Origin of the sequence: Roseococcus sp., assembly GCF_965227005.1 — a bacterium.
Classification (GTDB): domain Bacteria; phylum Pseudomonadota; class Alphaproteobacteria; order Acetobacterales; family Acetobacteraceae; genus Roseococcus.
The window spans coordinates 454723-476708 of record NZ_CBDDFJ010000036.1 but is presented as its reverse complement, the minus strand read 5'-3'; the positions used below and the strand labels follow the sequence as shown (position 1 = coordinate 476708).

At 62.7% G+C, this 21986-nt stretch carries 13 protein-coding genes, 3 tRNA genes, 3 rRNA genes and 1 pseudogene; 7 read left to right on the top strand and 13 right to left on the bottom strand.

The genetic code is table 11. The features are described from left to right. Positions 1 to 386: 386 nt before the first annotated feature. Together ACO057_RS19620 and ACO057_RS19615 are read right to left on the bottom strand one after the other, a co-directional pair. Complete coding sequence (locus ACO057_RS19620) at positions 387 to 3116, bottom strand: AAA family ATPase (protein WP_421994595.1); 2730 nt, start codon at positions 3114 to 3116, stop codon at positions 387 to 389. 149 nt (positions 3117 to 3265) lie between these two features. Then, complete coding sequence (locus ACO057_RS19615) at positions 3266 to 4606, bottom strand: hypothetical protein (RefSeq protein ID WP_421994593.1); 1341 nt, start codon at positions 4604 to 4606, stop codon at positions 3266 to 3268. A gap of 345 nt (positions 4607 to 4951) precedes the next feature. Between ACO057_RS19615 and ACO057_RS19610 the strand changes: the two genes are divergently transcribed. The 5 genes and pseudogenes from ACO057_RS19610 to ACO057_RS19590 all read left to right on the top strand — a co-directional run. Next, positions 4952 to 5248 carry a hypothetical protein gene (locus ACO057_RS19610; RefSeq protein WP_421994591.1) on the top strand — a complete coding sequence of 99 codons (297 nt, stop codon included), beginning with the start codon at positions 4952 to 4954 and terminating at the stop codon, positions 5246 to 5248. A gap of 231 nt (positions 5249 to 5479) precedes the next feature. Beyond that, positions 5480 to 5749, top strand: coding sequence for a ribbon-helix-helix domain-containing protein (locus tag ACO057_RS19605; protein ID WP_421994589.1), 270 nt, complete (start codon positions 5480 to 5482; stop codon positions 5747 to 5749). 305 nt (positions 5750 to 6054) lie between these two features. After that, complete coding sequence (locus ACO057_RS19600) at positions 6055 to 8226, top strand: tyrosine-type recombinase/integrase (protein ID WP_421994587.1); 2172 nt, start codon at positions 6055 to 6057, stop codon at positions 8224 to 8226. Next, complete coding sequence (locus ACO057_RS19595) at positions 8210 to 9310, top strand: hypothetical protein (protein ID WP_421994585.1); 1101 nt, start codon at positions 8210 to 8212, stop codon at positions 9308 to 9310. Before ACO057_RS19600 ends, ACO057_RS19595 begins: the two co-directional genes overlap by 17 nt. A 2-nt stretch (positions 9311 to 9312) precedes the next feature. Then, positions 9313 to 10443: pseudogene (locus tag ACO057_RS19590) on the top strand (recombinase family protein); the annotation flags it as partial. 270 nt (positions 10444 to 10713) lie between these two features. On the opposite strand, the gene ACO057_RS19585 reads toward ACO057_RS19590, so the two are convergent. The 10 genes from ACO057_RS19585 to ACO057_RS19540 form a co-directional block, all read right to left on the bottom strand. Continuing rightward, positions 10714 to 10902 (bottom strand): hypothetical protein, encoded by a 189-nt coding sequence (locus ACO057_RS19585; protein WP_421994583.1) that lies wholly within the window; start codon positions 10900 to 10902, stop codon positions 10714 to 10716. Positions 10903 to 11005: 103 nt separating this feature from the next. Continuing rightward, positions 11006 to 11079, bottom strand: a tRNA-Met gene (locus ACO057_RS19580). A gap of 61 nt (positions 11080 to 11140) precedes the next feature. Beyond that, positions 11141 to 11255: ribosomal RNA gene (gene rrf, locus ACO057_RS19575) — 5S ribosomal RNA — on the bottom strand. A 116-nt stretch (positions 11256 to 11371) separates the two neighbouring features. Then, positions 11372 to 14108, bottom strand: a 23S ribosomal RNA gene (locus ACO057_RS19570). A gap of 330 nt (positions 14109 to 14438) precedes the next feature. Then, positions 14439 to 14510 (bottom strand) — tRNA-Ala (locus ACO057_RS19565). Between the two features lie 40 nt (positions 14511 to 14550). Then, positions 14551 to 14627: transfer RNA gene (locus ACO057_RS19560), tRNA-Ile, on the bottom strand. 337 nt (positions 14628 to 14964) lie between these two features. Next, a 16S ribosomal RNA gene (locus ACO057_RS19555) occupies positions 14965 to 16451 on the bottom strand. Together the 16S, 23S and 5S rRNA genes with 3 tRNA genes alongside form the textbook arrangement of a ribosomal RNA operon. A gap of 516 nt (positions 16452 to 16967) precedes the next feature. After that, a complete protein-coding gene (locus ACO057_RS19550; protein WP_421994581.1) occupies positions 16968 to 17933 on the bottom strand; it encodes a Bug family tripartite tricarboxylate transporter substrate binding protein in 966 nt (321 codons plus the stop codon). A 73-nt stretch (positions 17934 to 18006) separates the two neighbouring features. After that, complete coding sequence (locus ACO057_RS19545) at positions 18007 to 18972, bottom strand: Bug family tripartite tricarboxylate transporter substrate binding protein (RefSeq protein ID WP_421994579.1); 966 nt, start codon at positions 18970 to 18972, stop codon at positions 18007 to 18009. A 67-nt stretch (positions 18973 to 19039) separates the two neighbouring features. Further along, on the bottom strand, positions 19040 to 19900 hold the full coding sequence (locus ACO057_RS19540; protein ID WP_421994577.1) for a LysR substrate-binding domain-containing protein: 861 nt from the start codon (positions 19898 to 19900) through the stop codon (positions 19040 to 19042). A 122-nt stretch (positions 19901 to 20022) separates the two neighbouring features. Between ACO057_RS19540 and ACO057_RS19535 the strand changes: the two genes are divergently transcribed. Further along, positions 20023 to 20250 carry a DUF1127 domain-containing protein gene (locus tag ACO057_RS19535; RefSeq protein WP_421994575.1) on the top strand — a complete coding sequence of 76 codons (228 nt, stop codon included), beginning with the start codon at positions 20023 to 20025 and terminating at the stop codon, positions 20248 to 20250. 19 nt (positions 20251 to 20269) lie between these two features. On the opposite strand, the gene ACO057_RS19530 is transcribed toward ACO057_RS19535, so the two are convergent. Further along, on the bottom strand, positions 20270 to 21004 hold the full coding sequence (locus tag ACO057_RS19530; protein ID WP_421994573.1) for a trypsin-like peptidase domain-containing protein: 735 nt from the start codon (positions 21002 to 21004) through the stop codon (positions 20270 to 20272). Positions 21005 to 21448: 444 nt separating this feature from the next. Here ACO057_RS19530 and ACO057_RS19525 point away from each other — a divergent pair, with 444 nt between their 5' ends. After that, a complete protein-coding gene (locus ACO057_RS19525) occupies positions 21449 to 21973 on the top strand; it encodes an ImuA family protein (RefSeq protein WP_421994571.1) in 525 nt (174 codons plus the stop codon). Positions 21974 to 21986: the final 13 nt, after the last annotated feature.

Here is a 21986-nt window from a genome sequence, read left to right as displayed (position 1 = left end):
AGTCTCACCAAGTGGCCACCGGTTGTGGGAGCGCCCTTGGCGGTATGGAGCACGGTAAGCTTCCAACCGTTGCGCAACCCAGCCCGTCCCGCATCACCCCGCAGATTGAATCGCATTAATCATGGTGGCCCATTCAAGGATCGAGTGGAAGAGGCCTGCTTTGTGAGGTGACACGGCGGAAGCTAACGCTGGACCTGGACCACCAAACCCAAGCGCCTCAGCCGACCATGCATTAGGTTTCACCACGGACCACCTAATGGGGGCAGGCCACTGAGGCTAACGGTCGTTCTGTGTCAGATAGTTTAAGACGCTATCAGTTTGCTCCATAGTGCGGGATAAGGAAGGCTTGGGCAACGCGGTAGATAGCCAGCTGCGCTGGACGCGGCTTAGCGCGACAGCGAGCGGTAGAACCGAACGTCCCCTGTTGGCGCTGGCCTGGTTCCGAAGCATTCCTGCAACTCCTCAATCGCCTGCATTACGCCGAGCAACGCCGGCGCGGAGAAGGCTTGGGTTTGTCCCGAAGACCAATGCGACAGGAAGTTCCCGACAATCGATGCGGAGTGCACTGTCATGTTGGTCTGCTGAGCTGGTGTGAGCACTAACGTGTTGGCAGCGATTAACAATTTCACATATGCGTCGATCGCATTCATGTACTCGCCGGGGGTCCGCTTATCGTCGCCGAATGCCAGATCCATCGGAACGGGAATCCGGCAGCGATCGATGATGCGATGAAGGATGAATTCCAAATACTGGCGAATGCGCGGGGCTGCTTCTTCGATTCGCCCTTGATTCAATAGGGCAAGGGTGGTGTCGCGGACTTTGTTCACGATGCCGGCCTGCGGCAGTACCGCCGTGCGGGAGTTGCCCTCCAATCGCTGATGGAGCCAATCCGGCGAGGCGCCGTGTCGGTTGAACAGCTTCTCCAGTAGCGTGTCATGGCTCAGCAGGATCAGCTGAAGGCCATTGGGGACGATCGGGCGAGCAAAGCGGGTGCGAATGAGTTCCATCAGGTGGTGCTGGTGCCCGGCATCAAAGCTGGAGGTTACGTCGTCGAGGACGACAAAACGCGCACCGCCGCCATACAGGGACGCTGCCGCCAAGTAGACAGAGATCGCAAAGGCATTGCGGTAGCTCTCGGAAAGGAGCGCGGTCGCCGAGACGTTGCGCAGCGACCAGAACTCCGACAAGCCGATGTCGAGATCCTCTCGGCCCGCGGGCCGTGCCAACTTCGGCACCACGGGACTGAACATGATGCTCTTGAAAAAGTCCTGGGCGAGCGGTTCCACCTGCGCCAGGCGGGCGACCCCGATATGAGTTTCGGCTTCAGCGAACACGTTGCTGGCCGTATCCACAAACGTCTTGATCCGGGTCACGCGGGTGAGGCGGTCCTGTACGCTCTGCGCAATTGCCAGCGCGGCCGCGAGTTCATTCCAGGCCGTCTGCAGCCGTCGTGCCGCTTCAATCGCAGTGGTCACAGCGACCAGCGACGGCGGCAGCTCCTTCTCGATGGTATCCTGTTTGGCCTTAAGCCTTCCGAGCATCTCTTGCGCAGCGGCCCGCAGCTCAGTGATGTAGACCCCCAAATCAGCCACCTGCCCTGTCGATAGCTGGCCGGCCGCACCAGCTGTTGCGGATTCATGCACGCGCTTTGGGCTAGCTGCACGAACCACAAGATCTTCGAGTACCGTGAGAGCACTCCAGCTCTTGGCCTTCCATTCGGCGGCTTGCGCGGCAGTCGCAGCTGCGACCGCCTCGTACTGAGCGAGCCTTGCCTCGACGTGATCCAGGACGGACGAGCCATCATCGCGTTCACAGGTCGGGCATAAAGTCGGGCTGGACCATCCCTCGCTGCGAAGCACCGCATCGCTGGCCCGATAAAGGGTCTGCAACAGAGGGCCGGCGGTCGTAGCCAGAGCCGCCTCCCGTTCTTTGGCGCCGCTAAGCAGGATGCCAGCATCAGCGTCAGACGGGCCTACCTCTTTCGCTTTCGACCATTGCTCCTGCAGTCGGATCAGCTCGGCGAGCCGCGAACGTAGCGGGCCGCCCTCGGCCGTCTGTACCGCCGCCAGACACGCTTCGATGTCGATCTCGCCAAAGGCTTTCCCGGCACAGATGCCGGCGAGGAGGGGGATCCCATTCAGGGCCGCATGGCATTGAGCCTGCGAGTCGGAGGCGCTCAACGTCGCGTCGAGGGGTGTTTTGATCAGCTCCTGATATGCCTTGGCGATGGCCGCCTTGGCAGTAGCGACGTCTCGGTCGGCCGCTTTCTTGGTCGCGGCATGCCCCGTCACATCGAAATGACCATTGAACGATCGGGTGTTGCTGAGCCGCTGAAGCTCCTGACGCAGCCAGGAATAACGCTCGAGCCCAAGAAGCCCGGCAAATCCGCGTCCGCGCTCCAGCGCCGGCGCATCGATGAACGTCAGAAAGGTGGGGCCATCGAGCAGGACGAAATCGCGATCAAGCGTTTCCAGAAGCGCTTCCGCGTCGATACCGGGTGGGCCCGTGACGACCCGGCCGGTGGCCGCGGAATGCGTGATCGTGATCACGACGTCCGCGCCTCCCCCTTCCGGTACAAGGGTCAGGCGGATGCGGCCGGTCGCCGAGGGATGGAACCGATTCACGTAATACTCGCTGGCCCGCTCCGCTGCCTGCAGCCGGTCCAGCTTCGGGATGCATCGCTTCAGCGCGTAGGTCAGCGCATCGTAGATCGAGCTCTTTCCAACGCCGTTCGGCGCCGAGATCGAGTTGACCGCGTCAGTCTTCAGCTTGAGGACGAGTGGCGATCCTTCGTTGTTGATGCCCCGAAATCCCTCCACCTCGAGCTCTTGCAGCAACCAGCCGATCGGAGCCGCCGCAACTGGACCGGGAGGCGTGGGAGCGGCCGCCGGCGCGACCGGGATTGCCGCGGCCTGAGCCGGTGGCGCGTTCAGCGCGGCAACCATCGCATTGAGGATGTCACCAGTCGCGAGCGGCGCATGTGGAAGCGGTACAATCCGGCTCTCGAGAACGGCACCCAACGCCGCATCGCCCAGCTTCATATGGGTGATAAAGGCCGCGACATTGTCGGCAACGCTGCCGGTATCGGAAAAATGAAAAACCGTTCTGCTTGGCATCGTTACGTCGACTCCCTTGACCGAATTCTTACGTCCTCGATCAAAGGAATGCGACTGATTTTCTTTTACCGAAAATGTCGTCGGCCAATGCTGCTCAGTTCATTTAATGACGTAGCCTAATATGCCAGATGGTTGAGGCGCTGATCGCGTCACTCGGAGCCTAGCGTTGGCGAGCTGTCATCGTCTTCGGAAGAACCCGTCGGCGTTGTTAGGAGGTCCTCTACGATGTGAAGAGCTGCGAGATGGCGCAGGTGCGGTCGATCGCTGCCGCATGGGCATTCGTCCTCACGTACTTCGTGCCGCCATACGCCGCTCCCGTCGATGCGGTAGTACCAACCAATTCCAAATCCCGCCGCGTCAATCTGCAGTCCGGGATGGCGCACCAGGAGGGGGCCTAGGTGGACAAGGTCAGGTTCCACGAGATCGAGCGTCAATCCTTTTTCGTAGAAAACGTCTTTTTCCTGGCTCGGAATTTTAATCAATGCCGGCGCTTCAAATATCAATGAGCCGTGTTGGTCGAGTAAAGATTTAGTATATGAGAACACAGGGGCGTCTTTAATTTGAGTAGATCCAAAAATTATAACGTCAGATATATGAATGACAGCCCCTGCATCAAGTTTGGCGTCAATATCTAGAAAATCGGCGATGTTGCCTCCCTGATAAAAAGCCATTGTTGGTGAGGCGATTTTCACAAAACTATCATCATATTCCGGAAGTTCGATGGCGCGCCGAAAAGCTGGGATTTCTTTATCATTATTCGGCACCCCAGCAATTGGGTTCCAAGGCAAACCAAGCAAGGTGTTTAGGATCGGATCATCGGTCGCTGAGGGAAACATGTCATTCGTCGTGAAAAAACCTGCTTCGTTCGCCAGCTCGCGAAGGACGGCACAGTCGGCCTCGATGTGGGCGAGGAAACAATCCGCCGGCAATGGCTGATTTTGTAATGGCCCAAGTAGATGCGCGCGCTGCACACTTGGTCGCGTCCTGGTCCCGGCGACAGAAATCGCAGTCAAATCCGTGAGGCCGACCGCCTCGCACGCCGCCCGGTCTAGCACATAGAGCTGGCCCTGACCGTCGGCTGGATCGTAGTGGGCCATCTTCTTGCGGAGAAGAAGCGGATCCTCATGACAGTCCTCGCAGAGTTCGACCGTCATCCGCTCCGAATAGCGGTGGCTGGCAAACCATGCAGAGACGGCCGCGGAAGCAGAGCAATCCAGATAGAACGATCGGAAGCCATAGTGCTGGAGGATCGCTTGTTTCAGCGTCATGTCAGGGCTCTCGCCTGTGAAGGCGGTAAGCACCCCGTCCGCATAACGAAACCAACGCAGCATCTCGGGTGGTATGCACCCAAGCCGGTCGAATGAGGTTACTGCCGAGGGATGATCTGCCGTCCCGTAGTGTCGGAGCTGCCCGCGAAACAGAACGTCGCTCCCATACTCGGCAATGCATTCCTTCAGTTCGTTGATGCTAGAAACTTTGATCTTCTTCACTGCGAATTATCCTTCGCTTTTTCCCCAAAGCGGTCGCTTGAGTGGATCTTCTACGTCATCTCTATTCCAATTTCGAGACGCTCCTTCGTCGGGCATCTAAGTAGCCCTCAAAGGCCGGGAAGCGCAGCGAAACCGGACCTTTGGGCGTGTCTGACCCGAGGATTCCATCGTCCACCAGAATGCCCAGGAGCTCGCGGGCCGTACGTTCCTTCAGGCCGGTGATCCTGGCCTGCCCCCATGAGGTGGTCCGGGGTGAAACTTAATGCATGGTCGGCTTGAGGCGCTCGGGTTTGGTGGTCCAGGTCCAGCGTTAGCTTCCGCCGTGTCACCTCATGGTTCTGGAGCATGAGAGGCAGCACCCGTCATATGCTGTCGTACGGCGTTGAGTTCATCGAGACATCGCTCGGTGAGATCGTGCCCGACGCGCCAGAGCAGGGCGATCTCCTGTTCCGAAGGACGAGTCTGATGAATCAGCCGCTCGAATTCCCGGTTTCGGTGGTCGATGATGCCGCGGAGGCGTTCGACGAGGATCCTGAACTCCTCCTAGTCGGCTCGTACGTTCTCGGGACGAGCACGCGCAGTTGCGACGGCAGGTTTGCCTTCGTTCATTGTCTTCTCTCAATTGTCGGATTGCGAGAGTAGTTGCCGGATTCATTATTATATATTTCCGCAAATATTATCAATACATGAATATATATTTGAATATATCTTGAGTATTGTGCTATTATTAGTCGTCCTGAATTGGACAACCTTTCCAACATGGAGCTATCAAATGAGCAGTCCAGCAGCGATGGCTGGTAGGATGCGGTTGTGCGTCTTAGTGCAACGTGAGCAATTAGCGGGTCGATCTTTCTCACCGAGCGATTTCTCACGATGATGGCCAAGCGCAAACCCGCCCCCGAACCGGCGCCCATGCAGGTCGCCGTGCCTGTCGAGCCACAGAAGGCCCAGATGGGTTCCAACACGCGTCACCGCCGCGGCACGTCTAAGGACGGCCGCATTGGGCAGACCTTAAGGCTGAACCCAGATGCCTGGGAGCAGCTCAAGGTGATGGCCATCAAGCAGCGCGTGAACACACACGATCTGATGGTCGACGCGATCAACGATCTCTTTGAAAAGTACGATCTGCCTCGCATCGCTTGAGGCGCAAAATGAGAAAGGCCCCACCGAAAAGTGGGGCCTTTTTTGCGTGGTGGTCGGTATAGCGCCTGATCTTGATATCAGCCTATGTAGGTGAGTTCCTCACGCCGAATCGCGGAGCTCCCCCCGGTGTCGCCTGCATCTCGTTTGATATCACACCACGCTCCTTCGCAAGCATCATCGAGTTTCGCTGTCTTGGTGCGCGCTTTGGCTCGTCAAGCCGCTCGGGAGATGTTCGCGGCGGCGACGATCGTTGGCGCAACCGAGCAGGGTGCGATGGGGGAGCTCGAGAATTGAGATTCTCCCCGATGCCCGACGTCGATCAAGAGACCTCGGCGGCACCGGTCGCGCTCGATGGTCTTGTCGACCTCGACGGCCACACCGCGAACGCCCCATCAGTCGGCGCGCATGACGACGCTGACCTAGTCTCCGCGGCGCAGCTGGCGAGGCTGTGCGGGCGGTGTCTTCGGACCCTGGCCGACTGGGACAAGGTAGGCGCCACCCACCCCGTGATCCGTCGTGGCCGCCGCTACTACCGGTTGTCAGAAGTGTTGCTGGCCATCGCGAATGGCACGCCCGGGGTGAACCCGCGGACCGGCAGTATTATCAAGCAGTTATCGATCCATAATTCTAGAGATACCAAAGTAAAGACGGGGTTTACTCAGATTCCTTCTTCCCCATTTTCCGGCTTCGGCCCCAGGATAAGAGAAATGAGCACATCGACTCCAAATCATAGCTTCCCGACCGCCGCACAGGTCATCGAGCAGATCAACCTCTGGGACGATCTCCCAGTCCAGCGTCGGCGCAACCTCGTGACCGCGGTGCAGACTCTGTGCCGCGTCGGCACCAGGCGCCCGCCGGCGACCGTGCGGCTCGACCCAGCCTCCTGCCTGCCGCTCATCGACACGGCCAGCCCGGACGCGCTGGGCATCACCCCCAAGTCCCACGCCAATCGCCGGAACGATCTTCGCGCGATCCTTCGGCGCCTCGAGATCCTCGCCCCAGTACGTCGCCGCATCCCCGTGACCAACGCGGCGTGGGCCGGCCTGATCGCCGCCCTCCCCGCCCGCTTCCACCCGCACCGCCTGCGCGCCTTCATGGAGTTCAGCGCCTCGCTCGGGGTCGCGCCCGCAGGCGTCTCCAACCAGACGCTCTCGAAGTACCTTGAGCAACTCCAGGCCACACGGGGCGGCCCGAACGTGCGGGCCAACGTCCGCGAGGTAGCGCGCCAGTGGAACAAGATGCGGGAGGCCATCCCCGGCTGGCCGGAGATCGAACTCGCGCTTGCGCCTCCGGCCGACCTGGTGAGAGCCCTCCCGCTTGAGGATTACCCCGCGTCGCTGCAGGCGGAGATCGACGACTTCCTGGACTGGATCGTCCGCAGCCCCGAGGACGAGCTCGATGGAGAGGACATCGGTCGAGAGGCGCTCAGCCCCGAAACCGCCAAGAGCCGCAAGAAGGGTGTTCGGCTGCTCCTCTGGGGCCTCGTTGAGACGGGACGATCGCCGGAATCGATCCACCAGCTCGGCGAGCTCGCTGAGCTGCAGGTCGCCCGCCAGACCCTGATCTGGCATCGCAAGCGTCTGGGGAACGGCAAGGCCACGTCGGGAACCGCCCTCCTGGGCGACACCGTGCAGATGATTGCAGCCTACGTCGGCCTCAAAGGCGAGCCTCTGGACAAGCTCCGGCGCATCCTTCGTGGCGTGCGCCCCAAGAAGCAGGTCGAGATCACCGACAAGCTTGATATGCTCCTCACGCGCCTCAAGCAGCCGGAGGTCGAGGAGGATCTCATCACGCTGCCGGAAACGCTGATGGAGAAGGCCCGGCATCTGGCGAGGGGGTGGACGAGCTCGCGCGGCGTGAATCATGCGCCCAAGCCTGCCGAGGCGTGCTGGCTGGCCGCGCTGGCGGCCGCGATCGAGATCGAGCTCGCGCTGCCGCTCCGCATCCATGATCTGAGTCGCCTGCGTCTCGACGCCCAACTGCAGTTCATCGACGTTGGACGTGGCAAGCCTCAGGAAATCCGGCTTCGGGTGGTGGCCAGCAAGAACGACCGCATCGTGGAGACGACCCTCCGCGGCGAGGCGGCCGGAGTCGTCACAGAGTATCTGGAGAAGTTCCGCCCGTTGGGCCCGAACCCTTCAACGCCCTGGGTCTTCCCCAACCGGGACCGCGCCGATGCGCCTCGCTCAAAAGGCGGCTTCGGGGAGGCCATCGCCGACACCATCGCCGAGCACACAGGCGTGCGCGTCAACGTCCACGCATTCCGCGCCTTCGCCGCTACCTGCATCCTAGAGGAGAATTCGAATGCCCTCGAGGATGTGCGCGCATTACTGGGACACTCGTCCTTCGAGATGATCGACCGGCACTACCGCCGCAACAACCGGGCGGGGGCGGCCGAACGGATCAGCGAGGGCTTGGCCCGGCGGCGGCAGGCTGTGCGGCGCGGCAACGGAGGCTCCCATGTCGGCGGTCGCTGAACGCCTCAGCCTCCCCCGCGCGGAGTGGCCCCCGCCCGATCAGGCCGCACTCGATCTTGCCGTGGCACCGGATGACGACCTGCTGGGCGACGGCGGTTCCGCCGCAGAGCTGCGGCCTGATACGCTCGTCGCTCTGATCCAAGGCTACGGTCAGTGGCTCGCCTTCCTGCTTCGCATCGAGGAGCTCGATCCGAACGAGCAGCCAGGGGACCGACCGACCATGGCGCGCCTCGCGGCCTTCCGCCGGGACAACAAGGCCCGCGGCTTGGAGCCTACCACGCGACGTCAGATGCTGATCCATCTGCGAGCGATGCTGCGGCACCTGGTGCCAGGCCGCGACTGGGGCTTCATCACCCGTCCTAACGGTGTTCCGCTCAAGCGCGCCATTCCTGGCCGACCTCGCGAGTTCCGCATCCGGGACGTCTCCGAGGTTCTCAGGCTGGTCCGCAAGCTCCATCGCGACGCGCTCATCGGGGCGGATGGCCCAGAGCGCCGTCGCGATCTTCGGGACGCGGCGCTCATAGGAATGCTCCTGACGCGGGCGCCTCGCGTCGGCAGCATCGTCCACATGGACATGACGTGGCACATTTTGCCTGGAGAGGGCGGCTCCTGGTCCGTCCGCTTTCCGCCCCAGCACACCAAGAACCACCACAGCCTGAGCTACCCGCTCGATGGCGAGGTTTCGGCCATGTTGAACGATTATCTCGTCGAGGCCAGGTCCAGCTTTCCTTCTGCGGGACGGTCGGATCATTTGTGGATGGGGATGAAGGGTCCGCTGACCAAGCAGGGCCTCCAGCGGATCATGCGCCGTCGGACGTCGGAGTGGTTCGGCGAGGCCCATGGTCCCCACATCTGCCGAAAGTGGCTGCGCGCTGCCGCGGCGCGCGTCTCCCCGGAGCTGGCGATCGATACCGCTGTTGTGATGGGGCACACGGTCCAAACGGCTCTTGACGCCTATACCGAAGCTTCCGGCCTCCATGCTGCCCTACGCTACGGTGACCAGACGGAGGAGCGTCGAGCCCAGATCGGTTCACGTCGAGAGCGACTTGTTCGGGATCGGGTAGACCGTTGGCTGGAGCGCTGATCATGAATAACACCAAGCGCCCGTTCGCAGCGCAGTCCGTCCGTGTGGCGGTCTACGCCCGGTACTCTTCGGAGAACCAGCGAGATGCGTCGATCGAGGACCAACTCCGGATCTGCCACGCGCGCGCGTCGCGGGAGGGCTGGGAGGTGATCGGCAACTTCACCGACCACGCGATCTCCGGTTCGACGACGATGCGCCCCGGCTATCAGGGTCTCCTCTCCGCGATGCGCTCAGGGCAGATCGATTTGGTGCTGTCCGAAAGCCTGGACCGCCTCAGCCGGGATCAGGAGCATGTCGCGGGCTTTCACAAGCAGGCGTCCTTCGCGCGGGTCCGAATCGTGACCTTGGCCGAGGGGGAGATCAGCGAGCTCCACGTCGGCCTCAAGGGCACGATGGGCGCGCTCTTCCTCAAGGACCTCGCGGACAAGACCCGCCGTGGACTTGAGGGCCGGGTCCGCGAGGGCCGCAGCGGCGGCGGTCTCTGCTTCGGCTACCGGGTCATCCGTGGCCCTATGGGCCGGGACGGTGAGCTGGAGCGCGGGCTTCGAGCGATCGAGCCCGCCGAGGCTATGATCGTACGCCGGGTCTTCGAGGAGTTCGTCGCCGGCGACGGCCCGATCGCCATCGCCAAGCGCCTGAACGCCGAGGGCGTCCCCAGCCCGCGGGGCGGCGCATGGATTGACGGCGCGCTGCGTGGGCACGCCAAGGCCGGGACTGGGCTGCTGCGGAACCGTCTCTATATCGGCGAGCTGGTCTGGAATCGCCGGCGATGGCTCAAGGATCCGGCGACCGGCCAGCGCGTCGCGCGGCACAACGACCAGGATTCCTTCGTCGTGGAGCAGGTCCCCGAGCTCCGCATCCTGGAGCAGGACCTCTGGGACCGCGCCCAACACCGCCTCGAACAGGCAGCTCGGCCCCAGGTCCGCGTTGCGCGAACCTCGACGGACCACACCGATCATCTCTGGCAGCATCGCCGGGCGCCGAACCTGCTGAGCGGCAAGGTGGCCTGCGGTGCCTGCGGATCGCCCTACATCACGAGCGGCAAGGACTATATGGCCTGCAAGGCGGCCATCAAGCAGGGCACTTGCTCGAACACGGTCCGGACTCGGCGAACCCGCCTGGAGGGACAGGTGCTCGACGCGCTCGGCAACAATCTCATGTGCCCCGACGCGGTGGCGCTCTTCGTGAGGGAGTTTACCGTCGAATGGAACCGCCTGGCAGCCGGGCGCGCTGTGGATGAGACGGCGCGCCGACGCGAGCTGGAGGGGATCACCCGCAAGCTCGACAACCTCGTCGATGCTATCGCGGAGGGCGTCCGGGCGCCTGGTCTTCAGGGGCGACTGGACGAGCTCACCCGGCGCCAGAAGGAGTTGGAGGCCGAGCTGGCCAACGCATCCGGGCAATCACGGATTCCGCTGCTTCATCCGAACCTGTCGGCGCTGTACCGGCAGCGCGTGGCGCATTTGCAGGAGCGCCTGGAAGGTGGATCTGGCCGTGAGGTCCTGGAGGCCGCTCGGGCTCTGATCGAGCTTGTCGAGATCCATCCGCCGATGGACGGCGGCAAGGCGCCACGGATCGAGCTGGTCGGCCATCTGACGTCGCTGCTACGCGCCGCCGGCGTGGAGGGACTTCCGGAGCCGATAAACACGAAAAACCCCACCAGCAGTGCTGGTGGGGTTAGTTCGCTATCGGGTGATGCGGGGACAGGATTTGAACCTGTGACCTTCAGGTTATGAGCCTGACGAGCTACCGGGCTGCTCCACCCCGCGGGGGTGTCTGTGCGGGGTTAAGGGTCCCCGTGATGTGGGATGTTTGACTTTCGGTTGGGTGGCCTGGCGCTGACCGACTCTCCCGCCGCTTGAGCGGCAGTACCATAGGCGCAGGAGTGTTTCACGGCCGAGTTCGGGATGGGATCGGGTGTTTCAACTCCGCGATAGGCACCAGGCCACCGAACCGAAAGGGTTCAGGTGGTGTTGGAATGGTTGGTTTTGGTGATGTGATTGAGTGGTAGTGGGGTTTGGTGCTGCGTGCGGTGTCCTCTTACGAGGACTGCACGTGTAGAATGATGAGCCTATCGGGCGATTAGGACCGCTTAGCTGCGTGCATTACTGCACTTCCACAGACGGCCTATCAACGTGATGGTCTATCACGGCCCTCAGGGAGACCTGGTTTTGAGGTGGGTTTCCCGCTTAGATGCTTTCAGCGGTTATCCCGTCCACACTTAGCTACCCAGCGGTGCCACTGGCGTGACAACTGGTGCACCAGAGGTATGTCCATCCCGGTCCTCTCGTACTAGGGACAGATCCTCTCAAGTCTCCAACACCCACAGCAGATAGGGACCGAACTGTCTCACGACGTTCTAAACCCAGCTCACGTACCGCTTTAATCGGCGAACAGCCGAACCCTTGGGACCTGCTCCAGCCCCGGGATGCGATGAGCCGACATCGAGGTGCCAAACCTCCCCGTCGATGTGGACTCTTGGGGGAGATCAGCCTGTTATCCCTAGAGTACCTTTTATCCGTTGAGCGATGGCCCGTCCACGAGGGACCACCGGATCACTAAGGCCGACTTTCGTCTCTGTTCGCGCTGTCACGCTCACAGTCAGGCGGGCTTATGCCTTTGCACTCAACAGCCGATGTCCGACCGGCTTGAGCCCACCATCGCGCGCCTCCGTTACACTTTAGGAGGCGACCGCCCCAGTCAAACTGCCCACCACGCAGGGTCCCGGCCCGGGATAACCAGGCTCGGTTAGACGCCAAAAAGGCACAGGGTGGTATTTCAAGGTTGGCTCCACACAAGCTAGCGCCCATGCTTCAAAGCCTCCCACCTATCCTACACAGTCCCTTCCTGGCGCCACTGCGAAGTTGCAGTAAAGGTTCATAGGGTCTTTCCGTCTAACTGCGGGTACCCCGCATCTTCACGGGGAATTCAATTTCGCTGAGTCTATGCTGGAGACAGTGGGGAGGTCGTTACGCCATTCGTGCAGGTCGGAACTTACCCGACAAGGAATTTCGCTACCTTAGGACCGTTATAGTTACGGCCGCCGTTTACCGGGGCTTCAATTCGATGCTTGCACATCTCCTTTTAACCTTCCGGCACCGGGCAGGCGTCAGACCCTATACGTCATCTCTCGATTTCGCAGAGCCCTGTGTTTTTACTAAACAGTCGCCACCCCCTGCTTTGTGCCACCCACACCTGCTTGCGCAAGCATGGGTCTCGCTTATCCCGAAGTTACGCGAGCAATTTGCCTAGTTCCTTCAGCATAGTTCTCTCAAGCGCCTTGGTATACTCTACCTGTCCACCTGTGTCGGTTTAGGGTACGGTCCGATGCCAGAGCTATTTCCCGGACCAATCCAACCACCACCCCAATCCAATAAGGGGTGATAGAACTTCATGGCCGTCACTTCTGGCGGGCTCAGGAATATTCACCTGATTCCCATCGGCTACGGCTGTCGCCCTCGCCTTAGGGGCCGGCTCACCCTGCGCGGATTAGCCTTGCGCAGGAACCCTTGGACTTTCGGCGAGAGGGTTTCTCACCCTCTTTATCGCTACTCATGTCCGCATTCGCACTTCCCATACCTCCAGCAAACCTCACGGTTCACCTTCACAGGCCTAGGGAACGCTCCGCTACCACTACACTTTCGTGTAATCCACAGCTTCGGCAGATGGCTTGAGCCCCGTTACATTTTCGCCGCAAGACAGCTATTAGACCAGTGAGCTATTACGCTTTCTTTAAAGGATGGCTGCTTCTAAGCCAACCTCCTGGTTGTTTTGGCCGTCTCACATGCTTTCCCACTTAGCCATCATTTGGGGGCCTTAGCTGGTGGTCTGGGCTGTTTCCCTCTCGACTATGGACCTTAGCACCCACAGTCTGTCTCCCGCCCATCACTCACCGGCATTCGGAGTTCGGTAGGGTTTGGTAGGGCTTTGGGCCCCCCTAGCCCTTCCGGTGCTCTACCTCCGGTGGTGTTCAGACGAGGATCTACCTCAATAGATTTCGCGGAGAACCAGCTATTTCCGAGTTTGATTGGCCTTTCACCCCTAGCCACAGCTCATCCCCGACTTTTTCAACAGGCGTGGGTTCGGCCCTCCAGTGCGTGTTACCGCACCTTCAGCCTGGCCATGGCTAGATCACTCGGTTTCGGGTCTCATGCCGGCAACTGAACGCCCTATTCAGACTCGCTTTCGCTTCGCCTACGCCTAACGGCTTAAGCTTGCTGCCAACACGAACTCGCGGACCCATTATACAAAAGGTACGCCGTCACACCTCAAGGGTGCTCCGACTGCTTGTAAGCGTCCGGTTTCAGGTCTCTTTCACTCCCCTCGTCGGGGTGCTTTTCACCTTTCCCTCACGGTACTTGTGCACTATCGGTCGCCAAGGAGTATTTAGGCTTAGAGGGTGGTCCCCCTATGTTCAGACAGGGTTTCTCGTGCCCCGCCCTACTCAAGTACTCTCGACCACATCATGCCTACGGGACTATCACCCACTTTGGTCAGCCTTTCCGGACTGCTCGGCTTATTGATCGAAAGTCACTGGCCTGGTCCCCGTTCGCTCGCCACTACTAGGGGAATCTCTGTTGATGTCTTTTCCTCCAGGTACTGAGATGTTTCAGTTCCCCGGGTTCGCCTCCACACCCTATGTATTCAGGTGCGGATACTCTTTCGAGTGGGTTTCCCCATTCGGAAATCCGCGGATCAACGATTGCTCGCATCTCCCCGCAGCTTATCGCAGCGTGCCACGTCCTTCATCGCCTCTTGGCGCCAAGGCATCCACCGAACGCTCTTATCGCGCTCATCAGAACCACACATACCCACACGCAGGACCAAGCCCCACGCACGTTCTGTGCAGCCCAAACTAAATGCTCAGCTACTACTCAATTTATTCACTTCACTTGTTCACGCCGCATCCCAATCCCCAAGCCGCTCGCGCAGCTCAGCGACCACGATACGTCGTGACCAACCATTCCGATTCACCTGTCAAACAACACCGCTCCCCGGCTCAGACCCTTCTGGGGCCTTTCGCCGGATCGCGAAATCTGTCGTGCAGAGGCACGTGCGCGCCCTCCAGGGAATGACCAAAGCCACTCGACCCTCGAGGCAAAACTTCCGAACACCAGTTCACACAGTATGGAGACGGTCGGTATCGAACCGACGGCCCCCTGCTTGCAAAGCAGGTGCTCTACCACTGAGCTACGCCCCCGAAACCCCGCGGCATACGCCGCAAAAGACCTCCGAGGCTTTGGTGGGCCAAGGAGGACTTGAACCTCCGACCCCACGCTTATCAAGCGTGTGCTCTAACCAACTGAGCTACTGGCCCAAAGCCCAAGACCCAGCCGAGAGAACCAACCAGGACCTCTCAGACAGACCGGAGCCCCAAGGCTAGTCAACCCAGCCAGTCAAACCAAGCTCTCCAAACCAGGATACGCGGTCAGCGCCCAGAAAGATTGCTCTCTCCGCGGCATCGCACGCAGACCCGGTCAGATCGACCCGGCAATATCAGCAAAAGCGCGTCTATAGGGTTCATTCGCTCTCACCCAAGCCATCCCATCCGGGACAACCAGGCTCCTGCCGGTAGGCATGAACAAGCATTTTAGTCTTGTCGGAACCCGACAATACCAGGACAGCGAACCATCCACGATCGTCAGGTATCCTTGAAAGGAGGTGATCCAGCCGCAGGTTCCCCTACGGCTACCTTGTTACGACTTCACCCCAGTCGCTGACCCTACCGTGGTGACCGGCCTCCTTGCGGTTAGCCTAGACACTTAAGGTAAAACCAACTCCCATGGTGTGACGGGCGGTGTGTACAAGGCCCGGGAACGTATTCACCGCGGCATGCTGATCCGCGATTACTAGCGATTCCACCTTCATGCACCCGAGTTGCAGAGTGCAATCCGAACTGAGACGGCTTTTTGGGATCCGCTCGGCCTCGCGACCTGGCTTCCCATTGTCACCGCCATTGTAGCACGTGTGTAGCCCAGCTCATAAGGGCCATGAGGACTTGACGTCATCCCCACCTTCCTCCGGCTTGTCACCGGCAGTTCCTCTAGAGTGCCCACCCAAACATGCTGGCAACTAGAGGCGAGGGTTGCGCTCGTTGCGGGACTTAACCCAACATCTCACGACACGAGCTGACGACAGCCATGCAGCACCTGTCTTGCCGTTCCCTTGCGGGCACCAACGCATCTCTGCGAAGTCCGACAGATGTCAAGAGCTGGTAAGGTTCTGCGCGTTGCGTCGAATTAAACCACATGCTCCACCGCTTGTGCGGGCCCCCGTCAATTCCTTTGAGTTTCAACCTTGCGGCCGTACTCCCCAGGCGGTGCGCTTATCGCGTTAGCTACGACACTGAGTGACTAAGTCACCCAACATCCAGCGCACATCGTTTACAGCGTGGACTACCAGGGTATCTAATCCTGTTTGCTCCCCACGCTTTCGCGCCTCAGCGTCAGTAATGGACCAGCTCGCCGCCTTCGCCACCGGTGTTCTTCCCAATATCTACGAATTTCACCTCTACACTGGGAATTCCACGAGCCTCTTCCATCCTCTAGCTCACATGTATCAAACGCAGCCCCCAGGTTAAGCCCAGGAATTTCACGCCTGACTGTGTGTGCCGCCTACGCGCCCTTTACGCCCAGTCATTCCGAGCAACGCTAGCCCCCTTCGTATTACCGCGGCTGCTGGCACGAAGTTAGCCGGGGCTTCTTCTACGGGTACCGTCATCATCGTCCCCGTCGAAAGGGCTTTACAATCCGAAGACCTTCTTCACCCACGCGGAATTGCTGGATCAGGCTTGCGCCCATTGTCCAATATTCCCCACTGCTGCCTCCCGTAGGAGTCTGGACCGTGTCTCAGTTCCAGTGTGGCTGATCATCCTCTCAGACCAGCTACCGATCGTCGCCTTGGTAAGCCTTTACCTCACCAACAAGCTAATCGGACGCAGGCTGCTCCAAAGGCGCATCGCTGCTTTGTCCCTCAGGACATATGCGGTATTAGCGCCAGTTTCCCGACGTTATCCCCCACCTTAGGACACATTCCTACGCGTTACTCACCCGTCCGCCACTGACATTGCTGCCCGTGCGACTTGCATGTGTTAAGCATTCCGCCAGCGTTCGCTCTGAGCCAGGATCAAACTCTCAGGTTCATCACCCAATCCGAAGATCAGGCCAACCCACCATCCTAAACCCTACTTCCACGCCCAGCATCGACATCACCAAATCAGCCCAAACCAAAAACCCGCAGCCAACACCAACCAAACCTAAGCCCAGCAGCGCCAACCACGCATCCAGATCCAAGAGCCAATCCGCTCAACATCAACACCAAACCATGGCATCAATATAAACGCGCACTATACTCATCTGCATCAACAGATTCGAATGTAAAACAACTTGCCCGTCCTGCCGGAGATCCGGCCGGATTGGGTAGACCCTCTCTTGCGAGTGGGACGCGGATTCTGCCGCGAAGGACGCAAACCCTAGCCAAGCTAGCCGGGGCAGTCAAGTCCTTCGTGGCCCGAAAGCCGCTCCGCAGTGGCATTCCCCTGCGGTGAAACGGCTTTTATGGGGATGACGCGGATCTGTAAAGCGCCCTTCCGGAAATTCGACGCATAAGCCTCATGCGCGCCACGAGGCTTGCGCGAATCACGAAACCCAACCCGCAGCTAGCTATCGGCGCGAATGTTGTTCTCCGTGATCACCCGCCCCCATTTCGCGATCTCGGCCTCCATGAACCGGCCGCACTCCTGCGGGGTGCTGGCCACGATGTCGCAGCCCTGCTCCTCGATCTTGGCCTTCACGGCCGGCTCGTTCAGCACCTGCACCAGCGCCTCGTTCATCAGGCGCACCATCGGCTCGGGTGTTCCCGCACGCGTCATCATCGCCCACCAGGTCGGCGCCTCGAAGCCGCCGAAGCCCTGCGAGGCGAAGGTCGGCGAGCCCGGCACGTGGCGGCTCTGGCTGCTCGTGGTGACGCCAAGGGGCCGCAGCAGGCCCGCGCGGATATGCTGGCTCACGATCACGACATTCGTCATGAACAACGGGATATGCCCGGCCACCGCGTCCTGCACGGCGGGCCCGCCGCCGCGATAGGGCACATGGGTCATGCGGAAGCCGCCCTGCTGCTGCAGCAGCGTCGTGGACACATGCGCGAGCCCACCCACGCCGGAGGTCGCGTAGTTCAGCGAGTCCGGCGCGCGCTTGGCCGCCTCCACCACCTGCTGGAAATTCGTGAAGGGCGAGGAGTGGTGCGCCACCATCGCCAGCGGCCCCGAGGCCACGTGGCTGACGGGCACGAAGGCCTCCATGGTCTTGAACGGCAGGCGCATCACCGTCTCGTTGGTGGCCTGGGTGTCGTAGACGAAGACCCAGGTGCTGCCGTCCGCCGGCGCCCGCGCCGCCTCCATCGCGCCCGTGGCGCCCGAGGCGCCGCCGCGGTTGTCGATGACGATGGCGCGCCCCAGCACTTCGGCCAGACGCGGCTGGAAGAGACGGGCGATGGTGTCGACGGAGCCACCGGGGGCCCAGGGCACGATCAGCCGAAGCGGCCGGTCGGGCAGCCCCTGGGCGCGGAGGATGGAAGGAGCCGCGAGCGAGACGCCCGCGAGCCCCAGAAACAAACGACGGTCCATGGCTGGACTCCCTTCTTTTTCCTGAACGCTGGGGATTCTCATGCCGAGGGCCACCCGGTATGACAAGCCTGTTTCAGCCGTCCACCCGAATGTTGTTGGCTGTGATGACCGCGCCCCATTTGGCGATCTCGCCGCGGATGAAGGCCTCGGCCTCGGCCGGCGCGCTCGCGACGATCTCCGCCCCCTGCTCGGCCATGCGCGCCTGCACCGTCGGCTCGGACAGCACCTGCTTCAGCGCGGTGTTGAAGCGCGTGTTGATCGCATCCGGAATCCCGGCCGGGCCCACCATCACCCAATAGGTCAGCGCCTCGAAGCCCGGGAACCCTTGCGACGCGATCGTGGGCACCTGGGGCAGGAAGCGGCTCGGCGCCGCCGTCGAGATGCCGAGCGGCATCAGCCGCCCCTCGCGGATGTGCTGCAGGATGATGACGATGTTCGACATGAAGAGGGGAACATGGCCCGCCAGCGCGTCCTGCAGGGCCGGCCCGCCACCGCGATAGGGCACGTGCAGCAGCTTGATGCCGCCGCGCTGCTGCAGCAGCACCGTCGAGACATGCGCCAGCGAACCCACGCCCGTCGTGGCATAGCTGAGCGTCTCGGGCGCCGCCTTCGCTGCCGCGATGAGCTGCTCGATGCTGCGCAGCGGCGTGGAGGGATGGGCCGTCAGCGCATAGGGGCAGGTGCCCAGCACCGAGTTGAAGGTGAAGCCCTCCATCACCCGGTAGGGCAGGTTCATCAGCGTCTCGTTGGCCGCCAGCGTGTCGTTGGCGAGCAGCCAAGTGTAGCCGTCCGGCTGGGAGCGCGCCGTCTCGGTGGAGCCTACCGAGCCGGAGGCGCCGGCGCGGTTGTCGACGATGATGGGCTTGCCCAGGATCTCCTGCAGCCGCGGCTGGATGATCCGCGCGACCGTGTCGTTCGATCCCCCCGGCGGATAGGGCACCACGATGCGGACGGGGCGCTCCGGCCAGGATTGGGCATAGGCTGGGGCGGCCAGGACCGGCGCTGCGATCAGCGCCCCCAGGGCTGTACGGCGATGCATGTCTCGAACTCTCCCAACTTTCTGGGAGCACCTCACCACGCGCGCCGCCAGGCGCTCAAGAGCCGTTTCAGGATAACTGGACGAAGCCGTCCCGGATCGCTTCCGCCAATGCCACGCCGCCCGGCGAGAGCGGCACCTCGCCGGTGGCGAGCAGGATGCCCATCTCGGCCAGCTGCGGCAGTCCCTCGGCCTCGCCGAGCCAGGTGAGGCCCGGCGGCAGGCGCGTCGGCGTCGAGATGGTGATGGCCAGCCCCGCCAGGGCCACCGCGAAGCAGCCCGACTGGGTGGAGCTGTTATAGGTGACGCGCACGCGCCGCCCCGCGCGGCCGAGGGCCTCCAGCGCGGCGCGGCGCCAGGTGCAGCCGGGGTGGGCGGCGGCCAGGGGCAGAGGATCGCGCCGGTGCAGGGAAGTGCCCTGCTGGCCGACCCAGCGCAGCGGCCCGCGCCAGACCTCCTCGCCGCCGGTGCCATTGCCCTCGGTCAGCAAGGCCATGTCGAGATGGCCATGCGCCAGGCGCTGGGCCAGCTCCTCCGAGCTCATGCAGAGCACGTCCACCTCGATGCCCGGATAGGCCTCGCCGAAGCGCGCGAGGATGCCGGGCAGCCATTGCAGCGCGTAATCGTCGGGACTGCCGAGGCGCACCTGGCCGGTGATGGGCGGGGCGCGAAAGTTGGTGATGATCTCCTCGTTGAGCGAAAGCAGTGTGCGGGCCCGCTCCAGCAGCCAAGCGCCCTTGGAGGTGGTCTCGATCCCCTTGGGGCCGCGGCGCAGCAGTTCCTCGCCCAGGACCTCCTCGAGGCGCCGCATCTGCATGGAGACGGCGGACTGGGTCCGCCCGACGCGCTCGGCCGCCCGGGTGACGCTGCGTCCCTCGGCGATGAGGACGAAGCTGCGGAGCAGTTCGGGGTCGAGGCCGGCGGGGAGCATTCGGAAAGTATCACAAAAACTGATGGTCCCCGTCAAGAAAAGTCGTTGGATTGATGCTTCCAAGACTGCGATTGTTTCTTCGCGGCTCAGATCAGAGACGCAGAACCCAAAAGGAATATGTCATGTCCGCCCGGCTCCTCTCCCCCTCCGCGTTCCGGCTCGATGCCGCGTTGGTGGGCCTGAAGGACAGCTTCCAGTGGTTGGAGCAGGTCACGCGATTCTGGCGCGCCTATGAGACGCGCCAGCATCTCGCGGCGCTGGACGAGCATATGCTGCGCGATATCGGCATCACGCGAATGGACGCCTGTATCGAGACGCGGCGCCAACCCTGGGACATCCGGGGCATCTAAGCGGGGCGCCAAGCGCGCCTTAATCAGCGAGAGCCAGGCGGGTGGCGGGCAAGGCCCCCATCCGCCGCGCCTCCTCCATCGCCTCGTGGATGTCGAGGATGAAGACCTGGCGGCGATCGCCCTGCGCGAAGCCGGCCAGGTCCACGCCGGTCATCATGCCGAGCACCGTGGCTCCACCGGATTCGGGAAGCGCCGTGGTCAGGCCCATCACCCGGCCGCCGCGGTCCACCACCGGGCCGCCCGAAAATCCCATCAGCGCGCCGAGCCGGGCCGTGAAGCCCGGGCCGAAGCCGCGCATCTGTATCCAGGGCCGCTCCACCCGGCCGGCCGCGAGCGATCGGCCCAGCCCCTCCGGCCCCAGCGCCCAAACCGCCTCGCCCTCGACCGGGATCTCGGGCGCCAGGCTGGCGGGGCGCAGGAACCCCTCGGGCATGCGCAGCACGGCGAGGTCCATGCGCGGGGAAGCGCCCACGAAATGCGCCGTCGCCTCGCCGCCGCCACCGGCCCGCCGCAGCGTCACCCGGCCCCCGGCCTGACGCATCACATGGGCATTGGTGAGGAGATGGCGGTCATCCACGGCAATGCCGGCGCCGACGGAGACCCCGCCGGCCTGGAGACTCGCGAAGCTCTCGCGCGCCACGCGCCCGGCCGGCGTGCCCTCGGCCTGGAGGGCCGGCAGAGGGGTGCAGGCCACGGGAAGGGCCACAGCAAGAGACAGGACCAGCAGGGGCGCCAGCCGCGCGGATCTTCGCATCGAGGGGTGCCTCCACTCGGGGGGGGGTAGGGGCAGGCTGACGGCGAGAGCTGAAGAAAGCCTTTCTGCGACCTGATTCGCTGTGGGTTTTTTCGGAACTCCGGCAGGCGCCCCGTCTGCCTTCCCGCAAGCCTCGAACCTTGACTGGCCCGTGTTCCAGGACTAGAACATATCAAGAACATTTGTGGCAAACCAGATGCCCCCCCAAGCCCCTTCCCCCGATCCCGACGAACCGCCCCCCACCGACCGGGCAGCCCTTCTGGCCGGGTTGCGGGCCCGGATCGCGCGGCTCGATCCGGGGTTGGAGGGCCCTGGCACGGGGCGCGCCGCCCTGCCCCTCTCGCCCGAGATCGACGCGCATCTGCCCTGGAACGGCCTGCCCCTGGCCGGGCTCCACGAGGTGCTCTCGGACCGAGCCGGGAGCGGCGATCGGCTTCTGCGCGCTTGCTGCTGGCCCGCGCCCAGGCCGCCCTGCCCGGCCGCTCCGTGCTCTGGATCGCCGCCGAACCCGATGCCTATCCTCCCGGCCTCGCGCGCATCGGGCTCTCGGCGGCCAGCCTGATCCTGGTCCGTGCCCCGCGCCCGGCCGACGCGCTCTGGGCCGCCGAGGAAGGACTGCGCTGCCCGGCCATCGGCGCCGTGCTGACCTTCGGCGAGATCCCCGACCTGACCGCCGCCCGCCGCCTCCAGCTGGCGGCGGAGACGGGGGGCGGGATCGGCCTGATGCTGCGCCCGGACGACGCGGCCCCCGGCCCCACCGCCGCGCTCACCCGCTGGCGGCTCTCCGCCCGGCTTTCGGTCGAGGCCGGCCCGGACCATCTGGGCGAGCCCGGATGGGAGATCGCGCTGCTGCGCGCCCGCGGCGGGCGGCCGGGCGCCTGGGTCGGGGAATGGGATGCGGCGCGGGGGGAACTGCGGACGCTGGCCCCCGCGCAGGCAACGCCGGCGACCAAGCGGCGGCTGGCGTGAAGAGGGAAGACGC